This window comes from Marinobacter sp. SS8-8 (genome assembly GCF_030540945.1).
Lineage (GTDB): Bacteria > Pseudomonadota > Gammaproteobacteria > Pseudomonadales > Oleiphilaceae > Marinobacter.
In genome coordinates this window covers 12,685-26,987 of the sequence record NZ_JASSVN010000011.1, presented here as the reverse complement: position 1 = coordinate 26,987, position 14,303 = coordinate 12,685, and the positions used below count along the sequence as shown (strand labels likewise).

Sequence of the window (14,303 nt, the reverse complement as noted above, 5' to 3'; positions counted from 1 at the left end):
GTCTCAAGACCCTTGGTTCTGGCTGATGGTAGTGTTGCCGGTTTCGGTTTCGGATTCATAGGCTGGCAATCTCAGCCGTACGCAGGTACCCCTGCCTGTTCCTGCATTAGCGGGGCTTTCAACCTGAATGTTGCCGTAGTGCTCTTCAATAATGCTGTACACCAGCGACAAGCCAAGGCCGGTCCCTTTATTGGGTGCCTTGGTGGTGTAAAACGGCTCAAAGATATGATCAAGCTGGTCTTCGGGGATGCCCGGGCCCTCATCGGCGACCTCGATAATAGCGGAGTAGCCGTCGCCCTTTCCACTGATCAGGACGGTGCCACCTTCAGGGGATGCATCCCGGGCGTTGGCCAACAGGTTGACGAACACCTGAACCAGGCGTTGTTCATCCCCAAGGATCTGTAGTGACGGTGGGCAGTCATTGATGTAATGAATGCCCAGCCCCTTGTCGCTGAGTGACAGCAGATTGATCGATTCCTCGACACACCGGTGTATTGTCACAGGCTCGTACTGGTTCGCCTGGGCATGATTGCCGGTCCGGGCGAAGTTCATCAGCGATTGCAGGATGGCAGAAATGCGCCGGGTCTGTTGCTGGATCTGTTCAGCCGTGTCCAGAATATCCGGGTTGTCCGTTTCCAGCTTCAGGTTCTGGGCCAGCGAGGAAATACCAGTAACCGGATTTCCGATCTCATGGGCAACGCCTGCTGCGAGCCTGCCCACCGAGGCCAGCCGCTCACTGTGCATGAGTTCGTCCTCAAGCAGGCGGGTCTCAGTCTGGTCTTCCACCAGGATGATACTGCCACCTTCGGTGTGATCCGGCCCACTCAGGGCAGCCTTGTGCAGGTTCAGCCAGTGTGGCCTGCCACGGAGATCCAGCCGGTGTTTGTAGCGGTGCAGATCTTCACCCCGGTTGAAACCCTCCAGCAACAGGCGCCAATGTTCGGGCAGTGCCATCAGCCGGGCACCGACCACCTCGTCGGCCGTGATGCCGGTGAGCTCCTCCATGGTGCGGTTCCACATCAGGATCTCGTCGTCTTCGCCTACCGAGCAGGCGGGAATGGGCAGGTTCTGCAAGGTTTGCCGGTAATGCCGGCGCAGGTTGTCGAGCTCTCCTGCCAGTCCTGTCAGACGGTTCTGATAATCGCCCAGGGCACGTTCGACATACCGGATGTCCTGGGCGGTGCCGCCCTGGGCCATGGGCTTGAAGCCGAGGTGGCGTTTGACCATATCGCGGGCAACGGAAGGTCCGAGCAGGCCAGAAAGATTGATTTCCACCTGGTCCCGTAGCCGCCTGAGCTGGTAGGGCCGGTACTCCACATTGGGCAGTTTCAGTTGACCGAGTGCCCGCTCCACTTCCCGCCGGGCAACGCCATCGCCCAGGGGGGCGGCCAGCTGGCGGACAAAATCACTGGAAGAGGTGGCCAGCAGTTCCCGTCGTTGGGGGCGGGAGAGGGCGCCCAACGAGCATGCCTGGGCTGCACTGGCTTCCTCGCTGGTGCTGGTGCTGAGTACCGAGATGAGGGCAAAGACGGTGATATTGGCCGTCAGACTCACGAAGGTGAAGATGTGCCAGTTGCTGTAATCCGGAATCAGCGGGGCGTCGAGCCAGGCCAGCAAATTGGCAGTATGAGAGAAGGGTAGGACCAGGGTGACGACCCAGATGACCAGCCCGACAAGCAGGCCGGCGATGACGCCGCGTCGGTTGCCCTCGGGCCAGTAGATCACGCCAAGGGCGCCGGGCAGCAATTGGAGGGTGCCGGACAGTGAAATAGCGCCGAGAATGGAGAGGTCAAGATTCTTGCCGATGGCCTCGTGAAACAGCAATGCCAGGAAAATAATCACGGCGATGAGCAGCCGTTTGATCCACTGGAGCCAGCGATAGATGTCGCCCTGGTCTTTCGGGGTTTTCAGTGGCAGCACCACGTGGTTCAGGGCCATGCCCGCCAGTGCCAGTGTGCTGACAATCATCAGGCCGCTGGCCGCTGACAGGCCGGCAATGTACATCAGCAGTGTGAGTGCGGGGCTGTCCAGGGTCTGAGCGGTGCCAATGGCGAAGAAGCCTGGGTCTGTTGTCACCGCCAGTTCCTGACCACCCCACAGAATAAGGGGGACTGGCAGGCCAAGCAGCAACAGGTAAAGTGGCAGGCCCCAACTGGCCTTTGCCAGGGCCTTGGGAGAGGGATTTTCACTGAAGGTCATGTGGTACATGTGCGGAAGTACCAACGCTCCGGCAAACGACATGAGCATCAGTGCCCGCCAGCTACCGTCATTAATGTTGAGCGTCATGGTGGCGGCGGAGGATCTGTTGCCGAGCCAGTGTTCCAGGCCGCCCATACCACCGAAGACCCCGAACAGAATGACGCCGCCGAGCACCAGTAACGCCACCAGTTTGACCAGCGAATCGAAAGCGATGGCAAGAACCAGGCCTTGATGATTCTCGGAGTTCTGGTCCCGGCGAGCCCCGAACAGCATGGCGAACAACACCACGATAAGGCTGAACATTACACTGATCAGCTTGGGTGAGGTATCCGGTGCCAGGATGCTGGCCGATGTGGCCACGGCCTGAATCTGCATGCTCAGCAGGGCCAGAATGGCACCGCCGGAGCACAGGGTTACCAGGGTGCCCGCCCACTGGCTGCGGTACCGGTAGGCAAACAGGTCTGCGAGGGAAGTAAGCTGGTAGGCGCGACCGATCCGCATGACAGGGTTCAGGAGTACGGGCGCCAGCAGGAAGGCGCCACTGATACCCAGATAATAGGCCAGGAAGCCGTAGCCGGATTCCGCCGCCATGCCAACGGCCCCATAAACCGCCCAGATGCCCGCGTAAACGCCCAGGCTGAGAATGTAGACCAGGGGATGGCGGACCCATTGGCGCGGCAGCATGCCACGCTCGGTCACCCAGGCAATACCAAATAGCAGGACCAGGTAGAGCAGGCTGGCGAGCAGCAGGCCGGAGGCGCTAAAACTCATTGGGATCCCGCCGCCACTCCAGCCAGAAACCGATGGCAATCAGCCCCGCCCAGATAACATACGGGCTGTACCAGGCGTTTCCCGGCGAAGTCCACCAGTCGAGGATGTTGGGCGAAAAAATATAGATGGCCAGTACCAAGAGGAAAACCAGACGGTAGATATACATCAGGCATGCTATCCGCGCTGAGGTGTTAGAAGGGCTTTATACCATGTCCCTCACCGGGATGTCAGGTGGATGGCGCCCCGTTGCCAGTTCGCCTGGCCCCAGTCCAGCAGGGTTTCCGGTGGTCCTTTTGCCAGTGCTTGCGGTGGGTTCTGTCCGAGGGCGACCAGTGCCCTGAACAGGTTCTGTCCGGGGATGTTGTCGTCCAGGGCCGGCGCATGGGTCTGCTTGCTGAGTTTCTGGCCCGCTTCGTTGAGAACGACCGGGATGTGCAGCCAGTGCGGTGGCCTGGCACCAAGTGCCCGGTAAATCTGTTGTTGCTGGGCGGTCATTTCCAGCAGGTCCGAGCCGCGGACCACATCTGAAATGCCCTGGTCAATGTCATCAACCACCACCGCAAGCTGGTAGGCGTAGAATCCTTCCTTGCGGAGTATGACCGGGTCATCCAGCTCTGCTCTTACAATCTGCTGCTGTGGGCCCAGCAGCAGATCCTGCCAGTGGCAGTCCTCGTCTGTCAGGGCAAAGCGAATGGCAAAAGGGCGGTCGCCGGTTACGGCCTTGCCGCTGCGGCATTGATTGGGGTGGCGCCCCTCATTGGCCTGGAGTTCCTTTCGCGAGCAGGGGCAGCGGTAGGCGCTGCCCTGTTCCATCAGCCGGGCAATGGTGGCCTGGTAGGTGCTGTGCCGCCGGGACTGAAACCGGACTGGTTCATCGGGGAGCAGGCCGTGGGCTTCGAGACTGGAGAGGATCTGCCCGGTAGCTTCCGGAGGTTCCCGCAGGGGGTCGAGGTCTTCCAAGCGGATAAGCCATTGGCCACCCTGGTTGCGGGCTTCCAGGAAGCTGGCGAGGGCGGCTACCAGCGAGCCGAAATGCAGTGGGCCGGTCGGAGAAGGTGCGAACCGGCCGCGGTACCGGGGATTGGTCATGACAGTCAGTCAGCCGGCCGGCCTTGCAGTGAGGGGCGCAAAGCCGGCGGCTGTCGAATGGCCGGTTCAGATGCCGGTCTGGCGCTCGCGAATCTCGGCCAGGGTTTTGCAGTCGATGCACAAGGTGGCCGTCGGACGAGCCTCCAGGCGGCGGATGCCAATTTCCACACCACACTGGTCGCAGAAGCCGTAGTCGTCCTTGTCGATACGGTCGATGGTCTGGTCAATTTTCTTGATCAGTTTCCGTTCACGGTCACGGGTACGCAGTTCCAGGCTGAATTCCTCTTCCTGGGTTGCGCGATCACTGGGATCCGCGTAATTTGCCGCGTCTTCCTGCATGTGGTGCATGGTGCGGTCAACTTCTTCCATCAGTTCCTGCTTCCACTGCAGCAGCAGGTCCTTGAAGTGCTGAAGCATCTCGGCACTCATGTATTCTTCACCCTTCGCCATTTCGTAGGGGGTGAAGTTGGTAAAACGTTCGCGTGGTTGTTGTGCAGTATTTGCCATTGAACCCGGCCTCTTGTTTGTACTTCACAAGAACGCTTTGCTCCACTCCGCGTGAGCCCCCGTGGCTGCGCGGTTATACCCTGGGTGAAGCACTCGTCCTGAAACGGGAATTTGCGGAAAATAGCAGATTAGTCACGGGGGTGCCAGCCTTGTGACATTGACTTTTGTACGGAGATCACATGAAGTTTCCGGAACCGTTGGTTGAAGGCCGCCTAATCCGTCGTTACAAACGCTTCCTGGCGGATGTGCGGCTCCCGGACGGCACCGAGGTCATCGCCCACTGCCCGAACACCGGTTCCATGCTGGGTTGCCAGCCTGACAACGCCCGGGTCTGGCTCAGTCGCAGCGACAACCCCAAGCGCAAACTCCAATACACCTGGGAGTTGGTGGAAACCTCGCCCGGGCAACTGGCCTGCGTGAACACCGCCAGGCCCAACAGCCAGGCCCGCGAAGCCATTCAGGACGGCGTGGTGGTGGAGTTGGCCGGTTACCCGGACTGCCGCGCCGAGGTGAAATACGGAGCGGAAAAAAGCCGGATCGACCTGCTGCTGTCTGGTCATGAATCGGCAGCAGATGCCTGGGTTGAAGTAAAAAATGTCACGCTGGCCAAAAACGGCCAGGGTTTTTTCCCGGATGCGGTCACCGAGCGGGGCCAGAAACACCTGCGCGAGCTGATGGCGCAGGTTCAGCAGGGGCATCGCGCAGCACTGTTCTTTGTGGTTAATCACACTGGTATTGAAACCGTTCGTCCGGCGGACCACATTGACCGGAAATACGGCGAGCTGCTGCGCGAGGCCTGCGATGCGGGCGTGGAAGTGATCGCCTATCGTGCCAGCCTGAGTGGAAGCGAAGGAGTCCCCACAGGCATGCTGACCCTCACCGACCCGGTACCGGTTATTCTGGAAGTCTGATTTCGAAATGACCGTCACACTCCCGGGCCTTTCCCCGGAGCCGGAACCCGATAGATTTGCCCGGCCTCAGCTCGGACACGGGGCAGACGGGTTGCCAACCCCGCCTGTCGCTGGCCATTTTGGCAGTATGGCGTAGCGCATACGGGTTCCGTGATTCAGGGACATGACAATCTCATCGGCTTCCAGTCGGTGCGGGAAATAGCAGCCGGAAATCTTGGCGCTGGCAATGCTTGAGCCTTCCATTCTGGACTTCGAGAAATCCACGCCCCGCAGGTCTGCACCGCGAAAGTATGCGTGGCGGAAATCCAGCCCCCTGGCATCCATGCCCCGCAGGTCCAGGCCCCGGAAATCGCCGCGGGCGAAACTGGGCAGCTCTGTGGTCTTTGCCTTCTCGGCATTGAAGGCCTGCATGTCCTCACTGCGAAGGAGGTCATACAGGGGGTGGCTGATCTGATGTACTTCTTGTTCGCGGTTGTCGTCCATCTCATGCCTCATGCTGGCCAGTGGGAACCCGTTGTTTTAATAGCCCGTTTTAGCGAAGGAAATGCCCAGATGCTGCCGGATGCGGTCAGCCACCGCCTCTGCCACCTGTTTCTGGTCCGTGTGCAGATGGATGGTGTGGGTCTTTTCTTCGGCCGTCAGCGGTTCGAACCAGGTTTGCTGGGTGTCCAGGAGTTCCTCGGTTGCCTCCGAGGCGTCTCCCTTGCGGTTGCGTATCCATTCCCGGCGCAATGTCTCCGGCGCCTCGCAGTGTATCAGCGCAAACGGCACGCCCTGGGCTTCGGCCACGGAGGCCAGCAGCGACCGTTCGTTTTCTCTCAGGCTGGCGGCATCGACGATAACCGGCAAGCCGGCTGCCAGAACCTGTCCGGCGAGCTCTGCCAGCCGTTGGTAGGTTTTCGCTGTTGCTTCGGCGGTGTAGAGATTGCCGCCGGTGGAGGAGCGCGAGCTTTCCAGTGGCGCAAGCCCGTGCAGACGCTTGCGCTCAACATCTGAGCGCAGGCGGATCAGGCCCAGTTCGCCGGCCATGGCGGCGCTGACGCAGGTTTTTCCGCTGGCGGACAGGCCGGTGGTTGCCAGCAGATAGTGATTCGGGATGGTGCTGTAATCTTCGGCCAGCTGGGCGTAATCACGATAGCGCTGCATCAGGTCGGCTTTTTCGCCCTCGGTGAGGGACGGATTGGCCATGGTGAGCAGTGCAATCTTGGCCCGGACCATGGCCCGGTACGCCTTGTAGAGCGGCAACAGGGGCAGGGCTTCGAAGTCGCCCCGGTATTCCAGGTAGGTGTTGAGCACCAGATTGGCCAGCGAACCTTCCCGCCGGGATTCCAGGTCCATCAGCAGGAATGCCAGATCGTTAATCACATCAATCCAGCGGAAAGGCTCGCTGAATTCGATGCAATCGAAAACCGTAACTTCACCTTCAAAGCGGGTGATGTTGGCCAGGTGCAGGTCGCCGTGGCACTCACGGACCATGCCGTTGGCCCGGCGACTGGCAATCAGCTCCCGATGGCGTTTGAAGGTGGACTCGGTCCAGGCCTGGAGGTTATCCAGTTGCCGGAGCAGGTCGGCGTCGTCTATCAGCGGGCGTATCTGGTCAAAATTCTCCTGCATCGCCGCAAAGACCGCTTCGGGGGTTCCAAGCGGCTTTTCGTCAGGGACCGGTGACAATCGCTCGTGGAAGGCGGCGACCTGCCGGGCAAGGCTGGTCATAAGTTCCGGCGCCAGCTCACCGTTTTCCTGAAGGCGGTCGAACAGCTGGTCCTGATCGAACTGGCGCATTTTGATGGCGTATTCGAAGGCCTCGCCGTCACCGCCGAGAATGGGCTGATCCGGGGTCCCGGAAATCGGAAGGACCTCAAGGTACAGCGCTTCGGCCAGTCTTCGATTGAGCCGGAGCTCTTCCGCGCAGAAATGCTTTCTGCGTTCCAGGGTGGAGAAGTTCAGAAAGCCGAAATCCATCGGTTTCTTGATCTTGTAGGCATAATCGCCGGTCAGGATAACCTGGGAGATGTGGGTTTCAATGACCTGGAAGTCTTTGACCGGGTGGTCGTACAGCTCTGGATTCTGCAGTGCCAGAATCAGATTGCCTGGGGATGTCTCACTCACGGTGCTCTCCTCGCGTTCCCTGAACCCATTGATTTTTATTGCCCTATCATAACGGGCAGATTACAGAAATAACACACAGTTGGCCTGCCTTCCTGGCCGGTCCCTTCGTTATAATCCGGCCATGAAAAAATCCAGCTCATCTTCCCGGTCCAGACGAAAGCCCTCCCGAAAGTCCTCGAATAATGGTCGCCGGCCATGGTTCTGGCGTTTCATGTTCCGGTTTTGCGCCATTGGCCTTGTGTTGCTCGCAGGCTGGACGGTCTATCTCGATGCGGTTGTAACGTCCCGCTTCGAAGGGCGCCGGTTTGAAGTGCCGTCGCGGGTGTATGCCCGCCCCCTTGAGCTCTTTGAGGGCGCCAGTATCAGCGCCGATGCCCTTGAGCGGGAGCTCCGGCTATCCGGTTTTCACAAGGGCGCAGGCGATAAGCCCGGCAGTTACCAGCGCAATGGCAGCCGGTTCGTCATCAGTACCCGCGGGTTTTCCTTTCCGGACGGCGACGAGCCCAGGCGCAGGGTGTCTTTGACGATCTCGGGTGATCGGGTTCAGGATTTTTCGGTGATTCGGGGCGACGGTGCCTCAATCGTTCGTCTGGAACCGGCCCAGATTGGTGGTATTTACCCGGCGCACAAGGAGGATCGGGTACTGGTTCAACTGGACGAGGTGCCCGCGTTGCTAACCACCACCCTGATGGCGGTGGAGGATCGCAATTTTTACAACCATTTCGGCATTGCGCCGTTGTCCATTGGCCGGGCCATGCTGGCCAATATACAGGCCGGGAGGATTGTTCAGGGCGGCAGCACACTGACCCAGCAACTGGTTAAGAACTTTTTCCTGACCCGGGAACAGACACTGGTAAGAAAGGCCAACGAAGCCCTGATGTCAGTCTTGCTGGAATTGCATTACGAAAAGGATGACATCCTCGAAACCTACCTGAACGAAGTCTATCTGGGGCAGGCCGGCACCCGCAGCATCCATGGTTTTGGCCTGGCCAGCCAGTTTTATTTCGGGGAATCCCTCAAGTATCTGGATGTTCATCAGATTGCGCTGCTGGTCGGCATGGTCAAAGGGCCAAGCTACTACAACCCCCGGCGACACCCCGGGCGGGCAACGGAGCGTCGTAATCTCGTGATTTCCGAAATGGAGCAGGCCGGCCTGATCGAGCCGGAGAGAGCCGCTCGGGCCAGGGGGCTTCCGCTGGGAGTGAGTGAGCGCCCTTCGTATTCGGAGAATCGCTATCCCGCCTACATTGGTCTTGTGCGAAGGCACCTGGCCCGTGACTACAAGGAGGAAGATCTTCGCAGTGAAGGTTTGCGGATTTTTACTACTCTGGACCCGGCTATCCAGTACGCCGCAGAATTCGCCGTGACTGATACCTTGCCAAGACTCGGTGGTGCGAGGCTGGCGGAATCGCTGGAGGCGACCCTGGTGGTAACCGCCAAGGATTCCGGCGAAGTCCTGGCTCTTGTGGGTGGCAAGGACCCGCAGTTTGCAGGATTCAACCGGGCTCTGGACGCCAATCGCCCGATTGGTTCGTTGATTAAACCGTTCATTTATTTGTCGGCGTTGAGGGAGCCGGAGCGGTACACTTTGATGACTCCGGTGCTCGATAAATCCTTCACCCTGGAATTTGATGACGGTCGGCGCTGGCAACCGAAAAATTACGATGGCGAAGAGCGGGGGGAGGTGCCGCTGCACAAGGCGCTTTCCCGCTCCTACAACTTGCCTGCGGTGCGGGTTGGGCTGGATATCGGCGTGGATGTGGTCAGTGACACGCTGACGGCTTTTGGTGTCGATACGCCGATCTCGCAGTACCCGTCCATGTTGCTGGGCTCGGTTTCCATGAGCCCGGTAACGGTTGCCCAGATCTATCAGGGGCTGGCGACTTCCGGCTTCAATACCCCGTTAAGAACGATTCGGGAAGTCACCGATGCCAGCGGTGAGGCGCTTTCCCGGTACAGTCTTGAGGTGGAGCAGGTTGCCGATCCCGCGGCCGCGCATCTGGTACAGTACGCGATGCAGGAAACCATGCAGGAAGGCACCGGGCGTTCCGCCTACAACATTCTGCCACGGCAATTGACTCTGGCCGGCAAGACGGGGACCACGGACGATGGCCGGGATTCCTGGTTTGCCGGGTTCAGCGGGGATTTACTGGCAGTAGCCTGGGTCGGTCGTGATGATAACGGAGCAACAGCGTTGACAGGTGCCAGTGGGGCACTGCCGGTATGGTCCCGTTTTATGGCGCAGGTGCCGCAGCATGGCTTTTCGCCGGTGGTGCCTGATGGGGTCAACTACCACTGGGTCAATACGGAGCATCAGGCGCTGACAGATGAGTACTGCGACAATGCCCGTTTGCTGCCGTTCATAGCGGGCAGCGAGCCGACACAGACAATTTCATGTTCCGGAACCCTCGAACGGCGTATCCGGGGCTGGTTTGAAGGGTTGTTCCAATGAAGATCAAAGCGACGTTCAGAACAGGGCTCATCATGGCACTGCTCATCCTGGCGGGCTGCGCCTCCGGCCCGGGTGGCGGAATTTATGTGCCGGTGGGTGGTGAACCCGCCAAGGCGTCAGAGCCCCCACGAACCAGTGCCGGTGAGGATGAGGCGCCGGTCTGGCGAAAAAGCGAGCAGCCTGCGGCGGCGCCGCCAGAGCAGGAGCCGCCTCGCAGCAGTTCTCCGAGCTACCGTGAAACAGGGGATGGGCTCTCGCCGGCTGCGCTCAGCCTGGTGCGTGAAGCTGATGGATTACTAAAACAGGGTGACCCCTCCGGGGCAATCGCCCGGCTCGAACGGGCCCAGCGAATTGCGCCCCGTTCTGCCGAAGTGTATTTCAAGCTGTCGGAAGCCTACGTAGCCAGCAACCGCTTGGGCTCCGCTGAGCAGTTCACCCTTAAGGGGCTGTCTCTGGCTGGAAGCGACACCAGGCTGCAGAGAGCCGGTTGGCTGTTGCTGGCTGATATCCGTCGGGCAAGAGGTAATGTGGCAGGGGCGGATCAGGCGGAGGCGCGGGCAGCGGCCCTCTAGCCCTAAAGCCTCAAATTTCTCATTGTTTTCTTGATCAGAAATCCCGTGCGGAAAACTATGATTAGAAAAGGCGCGTTTAATGATCACAGGTTATGAACATGTCGGCACCCGGGCTCAAAATCCAGGGTCTCAGCCGGTCTGACGAAGTCAACCTGCTGATGACCGTCGCGCCGCACAACGGCAAACGGCAAACGGAAAGTGGGAAGTGGGAAGAACTCTCCCGCTTGTTGCACACTAACAGTCAGGATCAAACTGGTGCAGACTGTCCTCAATGCCTCCTGACTGAACCTGATTTCGGTGCCCCATCCGTGAACTATGAACTAAAGCACCTCCTTTCCAAGGCGGTCACAGGAGATAAGCTTCAATGATTACCCAAGAAGAACTCACTGCCCTGATGGCGGATCTTGAAAGTGATCGTATCGAGCGCACGGAATCCACCAACAAAACCGACAAGTTCTGTCAGGCGGTATGCGCGTTTGCCAACGACTTACCGAATCACAAGCAGCCAGGCTACCTGATCATTGGCGTCGATAAGGATGGCAAGCCTACGGGCATTGAGATCACCGAGCAGTTATTGGAGAAACTCGGTGCATTGCGCTCAGATGGGAATATTCAGCCGTTGCCTGTTATCCACGTTGCAAAAATGTCGCTCAATGGTGGTGATGTAGCTGTGGTTGAGGTTCAGCCGTCAGATTTGCCGCCACTGCGATACAAAGGCCAGGTGTGGGTCAGAGTGGGTCCCCGCAAATCAACGGCAAGTGAGCAGGAAGAACGCATACTGACGGAAAAGCGAATATCAAAAGCTCGAAGCTATGATGCCAGCCCCGTTGGCGAGGCTGCAATAGGTGACCTATCGACATCACAGTTTCAGGCCTACCGACAGGAAGTCGTAGATCCGGAAGTTATTGCTGCCAACCATCGATCACTGGAGGATCAGCTCGCGTCTCTGCGCTTCTTCGACAACCAGCACCATATGCCCACAGTCGCGGGCCTGCTGTTGTTTGGCAAAAACCCGCGGTTCTATTTGCCCGGTGCCTATATCCAATTTCTGCGCCTTCCAGGAACGACTCTGACGGATCGGCCTGACGATGAGGCAGAAATTTCAGGTGACTTGCTAAGTGTCTTGCGAGAGGTGGAGGCGCGGATTAAAGCCAATAACCAGAAGCGTCCCAAGCAAACCTCTACTTTGCGAGAAACCAGTGTCTCTGACTACCCGGACGTGGCCATTCGAGAAATTCTGCTCAATGCCATCATGCACAGGGACTATCAGTCCAATACCCCGGTCAAGCTTTACTGGTTTTCGGACCGAATCGAAATTCACAGTCCTGGCGGTCTCTATGGTGAAGTGACTCCCGAAACCCTGGAAAAGCGCAGCAGCTACCGTAACCCCGTGCTGGCCGAGGCCATGAAGGCCCTGGGCTACGTCAACCGATACGGTTATGGCATTCAGCGCGCAAAAGCGGCTATGGAGAAAAGCGGAAATCCGCCCATCAAATTTGAACCGGATGACCGAACCTTTTTGGCAACTTTGCCGGGGAGAGCGGCATGAAGACTATAGCCTTTTTCAACAACAAGGGCGGAGTCGGCAAAACCTCATTGGTTTACCATTTGGCATGGATGTACGCTGATCGAGGGCTCCGTACCTTAGCCGTTGACTTGGATCCGCAAGCCAACCTCAGCGCGATGTTTCTGGATGAGGAGCGTCTGGCAGGGCTCTGGGAGGATAACGGCCAGGCCACGGTCTACGAAAGTCTGTTGCCTTTGATGAATCGTACCGGCGATATTGCGCCACCCCACGTTGAACAGGTGGCAGAACGACTGGGGCTGGTGTGTGGAAACTTGGCGCTCTCGCGGTTTGAGGACCTCTTATCCGAAAACTGGCCTAAGTGCCTTGACGGTCAGGAAGCCGCCTTCCGGGTGATTACCGCGTTTCACCGAATCATTGAACAGGCCGCGCGTGCGCATTCCGCAGATCTCGTGCTGATTGACGTAGGGCCCAACCTGGGTGCCATCAACCGTTCGGCATTGATCGCCTCGGAACAGGTTGTGCTGCCCTTGGCCCCAGACCTGTTCTCACTGCAGGGTTTGAAAAACCTTGGTCCCACGCTGCGTGATTGGCGCAAAGGCTGGGAGAAGCGCTTGGGCGAGCTACCCAGCTCTGCAAGCATTTCTGTGCCCTCAGGCAAGATGATGCCGACGGGTTACGTAGTGATGCAGCACGGCATAAGGGACAGTCGTCCCGTAAAGGCCTACATGCGATGGATGGACCGCATCCCCTTTGTTTACCGGGAGGCTGTGCTGGATGGACAGCCCGGTGAGGTGCCATCGGTTGCGAATGACCCATATAGCCTGGCCCAACTCAAGCACTATCGCAGCTTGATGCCGCTGGCTATGGAGGCCAACAAACCGATGTTCTTCCTCAAAGCGGCAGATGGTGCGATCGGCGCGCATGTTGAGGCGGTCAAATCCTGTTACCAGGATTTCTTTAACCTGGCTCAGCGTGTAGCCAGTCATGCCGGAATTCCGGTATCTTGATGCAATTGATCAAATCTCCAGAAAATTCAACAAAGTCGCCCTGCCGCTGGATGATATCAACGCCACCGCTGCGTGTTAGAAATCCATCCGCCATGGTCACCCCGGCACTCTGCACTTCGGGTGGGCCCGGCGCCCCCTTGGCGGCGGCGCGGGCGGTATTGTTTTCCAGTTGGTGAATGTCCCAGGCTACCAGTACGATCAGCCCCTTTCATGCGAAGCCAGCCGGTGGGTTGCGGATTACAGACCGGCATTCCTCAGCCGGTTGGCGTGCTGCTTGTAAACGGATTTCGGGTCAGTTTCGAACAGGCTGTGCAGTCCGAGCGCCTGGTTAATCTCATCAAGATGGTTCATGAAGTAATTGTCCCGGATAACCTTGCCAAAGCGGCTGCTGCAGCGCCCGACCAGACCATCGTTCTGGCTGAAACCGAAGGTCAGGCTGGTGGTGCCGAGCAGGGCGTCGGACGGGTCCAGCACGTTGGTGAGAACGCCGGTGCCTCCCCAGGAATAGAAGCGAACGCCATTTTCCGAGTAAGCCCCCTCTCCGCACGCCGTCGCCGGAACACCGGCAGGGGCGAAGCTGTTGAACTCGGCGCTTCCCTGAGTCGTCAGGGAGTAAAGGCTGGAACGCATGTCCTGGTTGTAGCCGCCGCCTGAAAGCAGGTCGATAAGGCCGCCAAGGGCATTGCCCAGGCTCGCTGCCAGACTTTCAGCGGGCGATCCGTAGATCAGGTCAGCGACCGGAGAGCCCGTGTGAGGGGAGCCCACCGAGGTTACCGAAGCCACCAGATCAGGCCGGACCCGGGCGATGTAGCGGGCAGTTGGCCCGCCATGGCTGTGGCCAATCAGGTTCACCTTGCCATGCACAGCGGCAATCGCCTGAACCTGAGGCAGCAGCGCTTCACCGCGTGCAATAGTGCTATCAAGAGCGGGAACCTGAGTGGTGTAAACATCGGCACCGTATTTACGGAGATCTTCCGCCACGCCGTACCAGTAATCCACGCCGGCAATGGAATCAAAACCGAACATGCCGTGCACCAGCACAACTGGGTAACGGGTATCGGTGTAATTTGAAGGGGTAGAGTCCCACCACCAGGCGGCGGAGGGCGCAGACCAGACCACGGTCAGGGCCAGGGCCATTGCTTTAATCCAGGCTTTCAT

13 protein-coding genes are annotated in these 14,303 nt (G+C 58.8%); 6 read left to right on the top strand and 7 right to left on the bottom strand.

All coding sequences use genetic code 11. The features are described 5' to 3' along the window. Positions 1-3 precede the first annotated feature (3 nt). The 4 genes from QPL96_RS12095 to dksA all read right to left on the bottom strand — a co-directional run bounded on the left by QPL96_RS12095 (position 4) and on the right by dksA (position 4,566). Entirely contained in the window at positions 4-2,970 is a 2,967-nt protein-coding gene (locus tag QPL96_RS12095; protein ID WP_303287627.1) for an ATP-binding protein, read from the bottom strand. Beyond that, complete coding sequence (locus tag QPL96_RS12090) at positions 2,960-3,136, bottom strand: hypothetical protein (RefSeq protein ID WP_007153470.1); 177 nt, start codon at positions 3,134-3,136, stop codon at positions 2,960-2,962. Before QPL96_RS12090 ends, QPL96_RS12095 begins: the two co-directional genes overlap by 11 nt. Before the next feature lie 50 nt (positions 3,137-3,186). Then, the gene (gene gluQRS, locus QPL96_RS12085) at positions 3,187-4,059 is read right to left on the bottom strand and encodes a tRNA glutamyl-Q(34) synthetase GluQRS (protein ID WP_303287626.1); all 873 of its coding nucleotides are present in this window, start codon (positions 4,057-4,059) and stop codon (positions 3,187-3,189) included. A 66-nt stretch (positions 4,060-4,125) separates the two neighbouring features. Beyond that, positions 4,126-4,566, bottom strand: a complete 441-nt coding sequence (dksA, locus tag QPL96_RS12080) for an RNA polymerase-binding protein DksA (protein ID WP_303287625.1) — start codon at positions 4,564-4,566, stop codon at positions 4,126-4,128. Between the two features lie 179 nt (positions 4,567-4,745). Between dksA and sfsA the strand changes: the two genes are divergently transcribed. Further along, positions 4,746-5,477, top strand: coding sequence for a DNA/RNA nuclease SfsA (gene sfsA / locus QPL96_RS12075; RefSeq protein WP_303287624.1), 732 nt, complete (start codon positions 4,746-4,748; stop codon positions 5,475-5,477). Between the two features lie 66 nt (positions 5,478-5,543). On the opposite strand, the gene QPL96_RS12070 is transcribed toward sfsA, so the two are convergent. Both QPL96_RS12070 and QPL96_RS12065 read right to left on the bottom strand, forming a co-directional pair. Next, positions 5,544-5,960 (bottom strand): pentapeptide repeat-containing protein, encoded by a 417-nt coding sequence (locus QPL96_RS12070; RefSeq protein WP_303287623.1) that lies wholly within the window; start codon positions 5,958-5,960, stop codon positions 5,544-5,546. 36 nt (positions 5,961-5,996) lie between these two features. Beyond that, positions 5,997-7,586, bottom strand: coding sequence for a bifunctional aminoglycoside phosphotransferase/ATP-binding protein (locus tag QPL96_RS12065; protein ID WP_303287622.1), 1,590 nt, complete (start codon positions 7,584-7,586; stop codon positions 5,997-5,999). Between the two features lie 211 nt (positions 7,587-7,797). Between QPL96_RS12065 and mrcB the strand changes: the two genes are divergently transcribed. The 5 genes from mrcB (at position 7,798) to QPL96_RS12040 (ending at position 13,425) form a co-directional block, all read left to right on the top strand. After that, entirely contained in the window at positions 7,798-10,038 is a 2,241-nt protein-coding gene (gene mrcB / locus QPL96_RS12060; protein WP_303287621.1) for a penicillin-binding protein 1B, read from the top strand. Beyond that, entirely contained in the window at positions 10,035-10,610 is a 576-nt protein-coding gene (locus QPL96_RS12055; RefSeq protein WP_303287620.1) for a tetratricopeptide repeat protein, read from the top strand. Before mrcB ends, QPL96_RS12055 begins: the two co-directional genes overlap by 4 nt. 364 nt (positions 10,611-10,974) lie before the next feature. Continuing rightward, complete coding sequence (locus QPL96_RS12050; RefSeq protein ID WP_303287619.1) at positions 10,975-12,159, top strand: ATP-binding protein; 1,185 nt, start codon at positions 10,975-10,977, stop codon at positions 12,157-12,159. Next, the gene (locus QPL96_RS12045; protein WP_303287618.1) at positions 12,156-13,145 is read left to right on the top strand and encodes a ParA family protein; all 990 of its coding nucleotides are present in this window, start codon (positions 12,156-12,158) and stop codon (positions 13,143-13,145) included. Before QPL96_RS12050 ends, QPL96_RS12045 begins: the two co-directional genes overlap by 4 nt. Before the next feature lie 85 nt (positions 13,146-13,230). Next, positions 13,231-13,425 carry a DUF1156 domain-containing protein gene (locus QPL96_RS12040; protein WP_303287734.1) on the top strand — a complete coding sequence of 65 codons (195 nt, stop codon included), beginning with the start codon at positions 13,231-13,233 and terminating at the stop codon, positions 13,423-13,425. On the opposite strand, the gene QPL96_RS12035 is transcribed toward QPL96_RS12040, so the two are convergent. Beyond that, positions 13,383-14,303 carry a triacylglycerol lipase gene (locus tag QPL96_RS12035; protein WP_303287617.1) on the bottom strand — a complete coding sequence of 307 codons (921 nt, stop codon included), beginning with the start codon at positions 14,301-14,303 and terminating at the stop codon, positions 13,383-13,385. The two genes, QPL96_RS12040 and QPL96_RS12035, sit on opposite strands and share 43 nt — an antisense overlap.

What these genes read in the sequence shown, in the direction of transcription:
- QPL96_RS12070 (WP_303287623.1), bottom strand. Translation starts at nt 5,960, where the DNA reads ATGGACGACAACCGCGAACAAGAAGTACATCAGATCAGCCACCCCCTG.
- QPL96_RS12090 (WP_007153470.1), bottom strand. Translation starts at nt 3,136, where the DNA reads ATGTATATCTACCGTCTGGTTTTCCTCTTGGTACTGGCCATCTATATT.
- dksA (WP_303287625.1), bottom strand. Translation starts at nt 4,566, where the DNA reads ATGGCAAATACTGCACAACAACCACGCGAACGTTTTACCAACTTCACC.
- sfsA (WP_303287624.1), top strand. Translation starts at nt 4,746, where the DNA reads ATGAAGTTTCCGGAACCGTTGGTTGAAGGCCGCCTAATCCGTCGTTAC.
- QPL96_RS12045 (WP_303287618.1), top strand. Translation starts at nt 12,156, where the DNA reads ATGAAGACTATAGCCTTTTTCAACAACAAGGGCGGAGTCGGCAAAACC.
- gluQRS (WP_303287626.1), bottom strand. Translation starts at nt 4,059, where the DNA reads ATGACCAATCCCCGGTACCGCGGCCGGTTCGCACCTTCTCCGACCGGC.
- QPL96_RS12055 (WP_303287620.1), top strand. Translation starts at nt 10,035, where the DNA reads ATGAAGATCAAAGCGACGTTCAGAACAGGGCTCATCATGGCACTGCTC.
- mrcB (WP_303287621.1), top strand. Translation starts at nt 7,798, where the DNA reads ATGTTCCGGTTTTGCGCCATTGGCCTTGTGTTGCTCGCAGGCTGGACG.
- QPL96_RS12050 (WP_303287619.1), top strand. Translation starts at nt 10,975, where the DNA reads ATGATTACCCAAGAAGAACTCACTGCCCTGATGGCGGATCTTGAAAGT.
- QPL96_RS12095 (WP_303287627.1), bottom strand. Translation starts at nt 2,970, where the DNA reads ATGAGTTTTAGCGCCTCCGGCCTGCTGCTCGCCAGCCTGCTCTACCTG.
- QPL96_RS12035 (WP_303287617.1), bottom strand. Translation starts at nt 14,303, where the DNA reads ATGAAAGCCTGGATTAAAGCAATGGCCCTGGCCCTGACCGTGGTCTGG.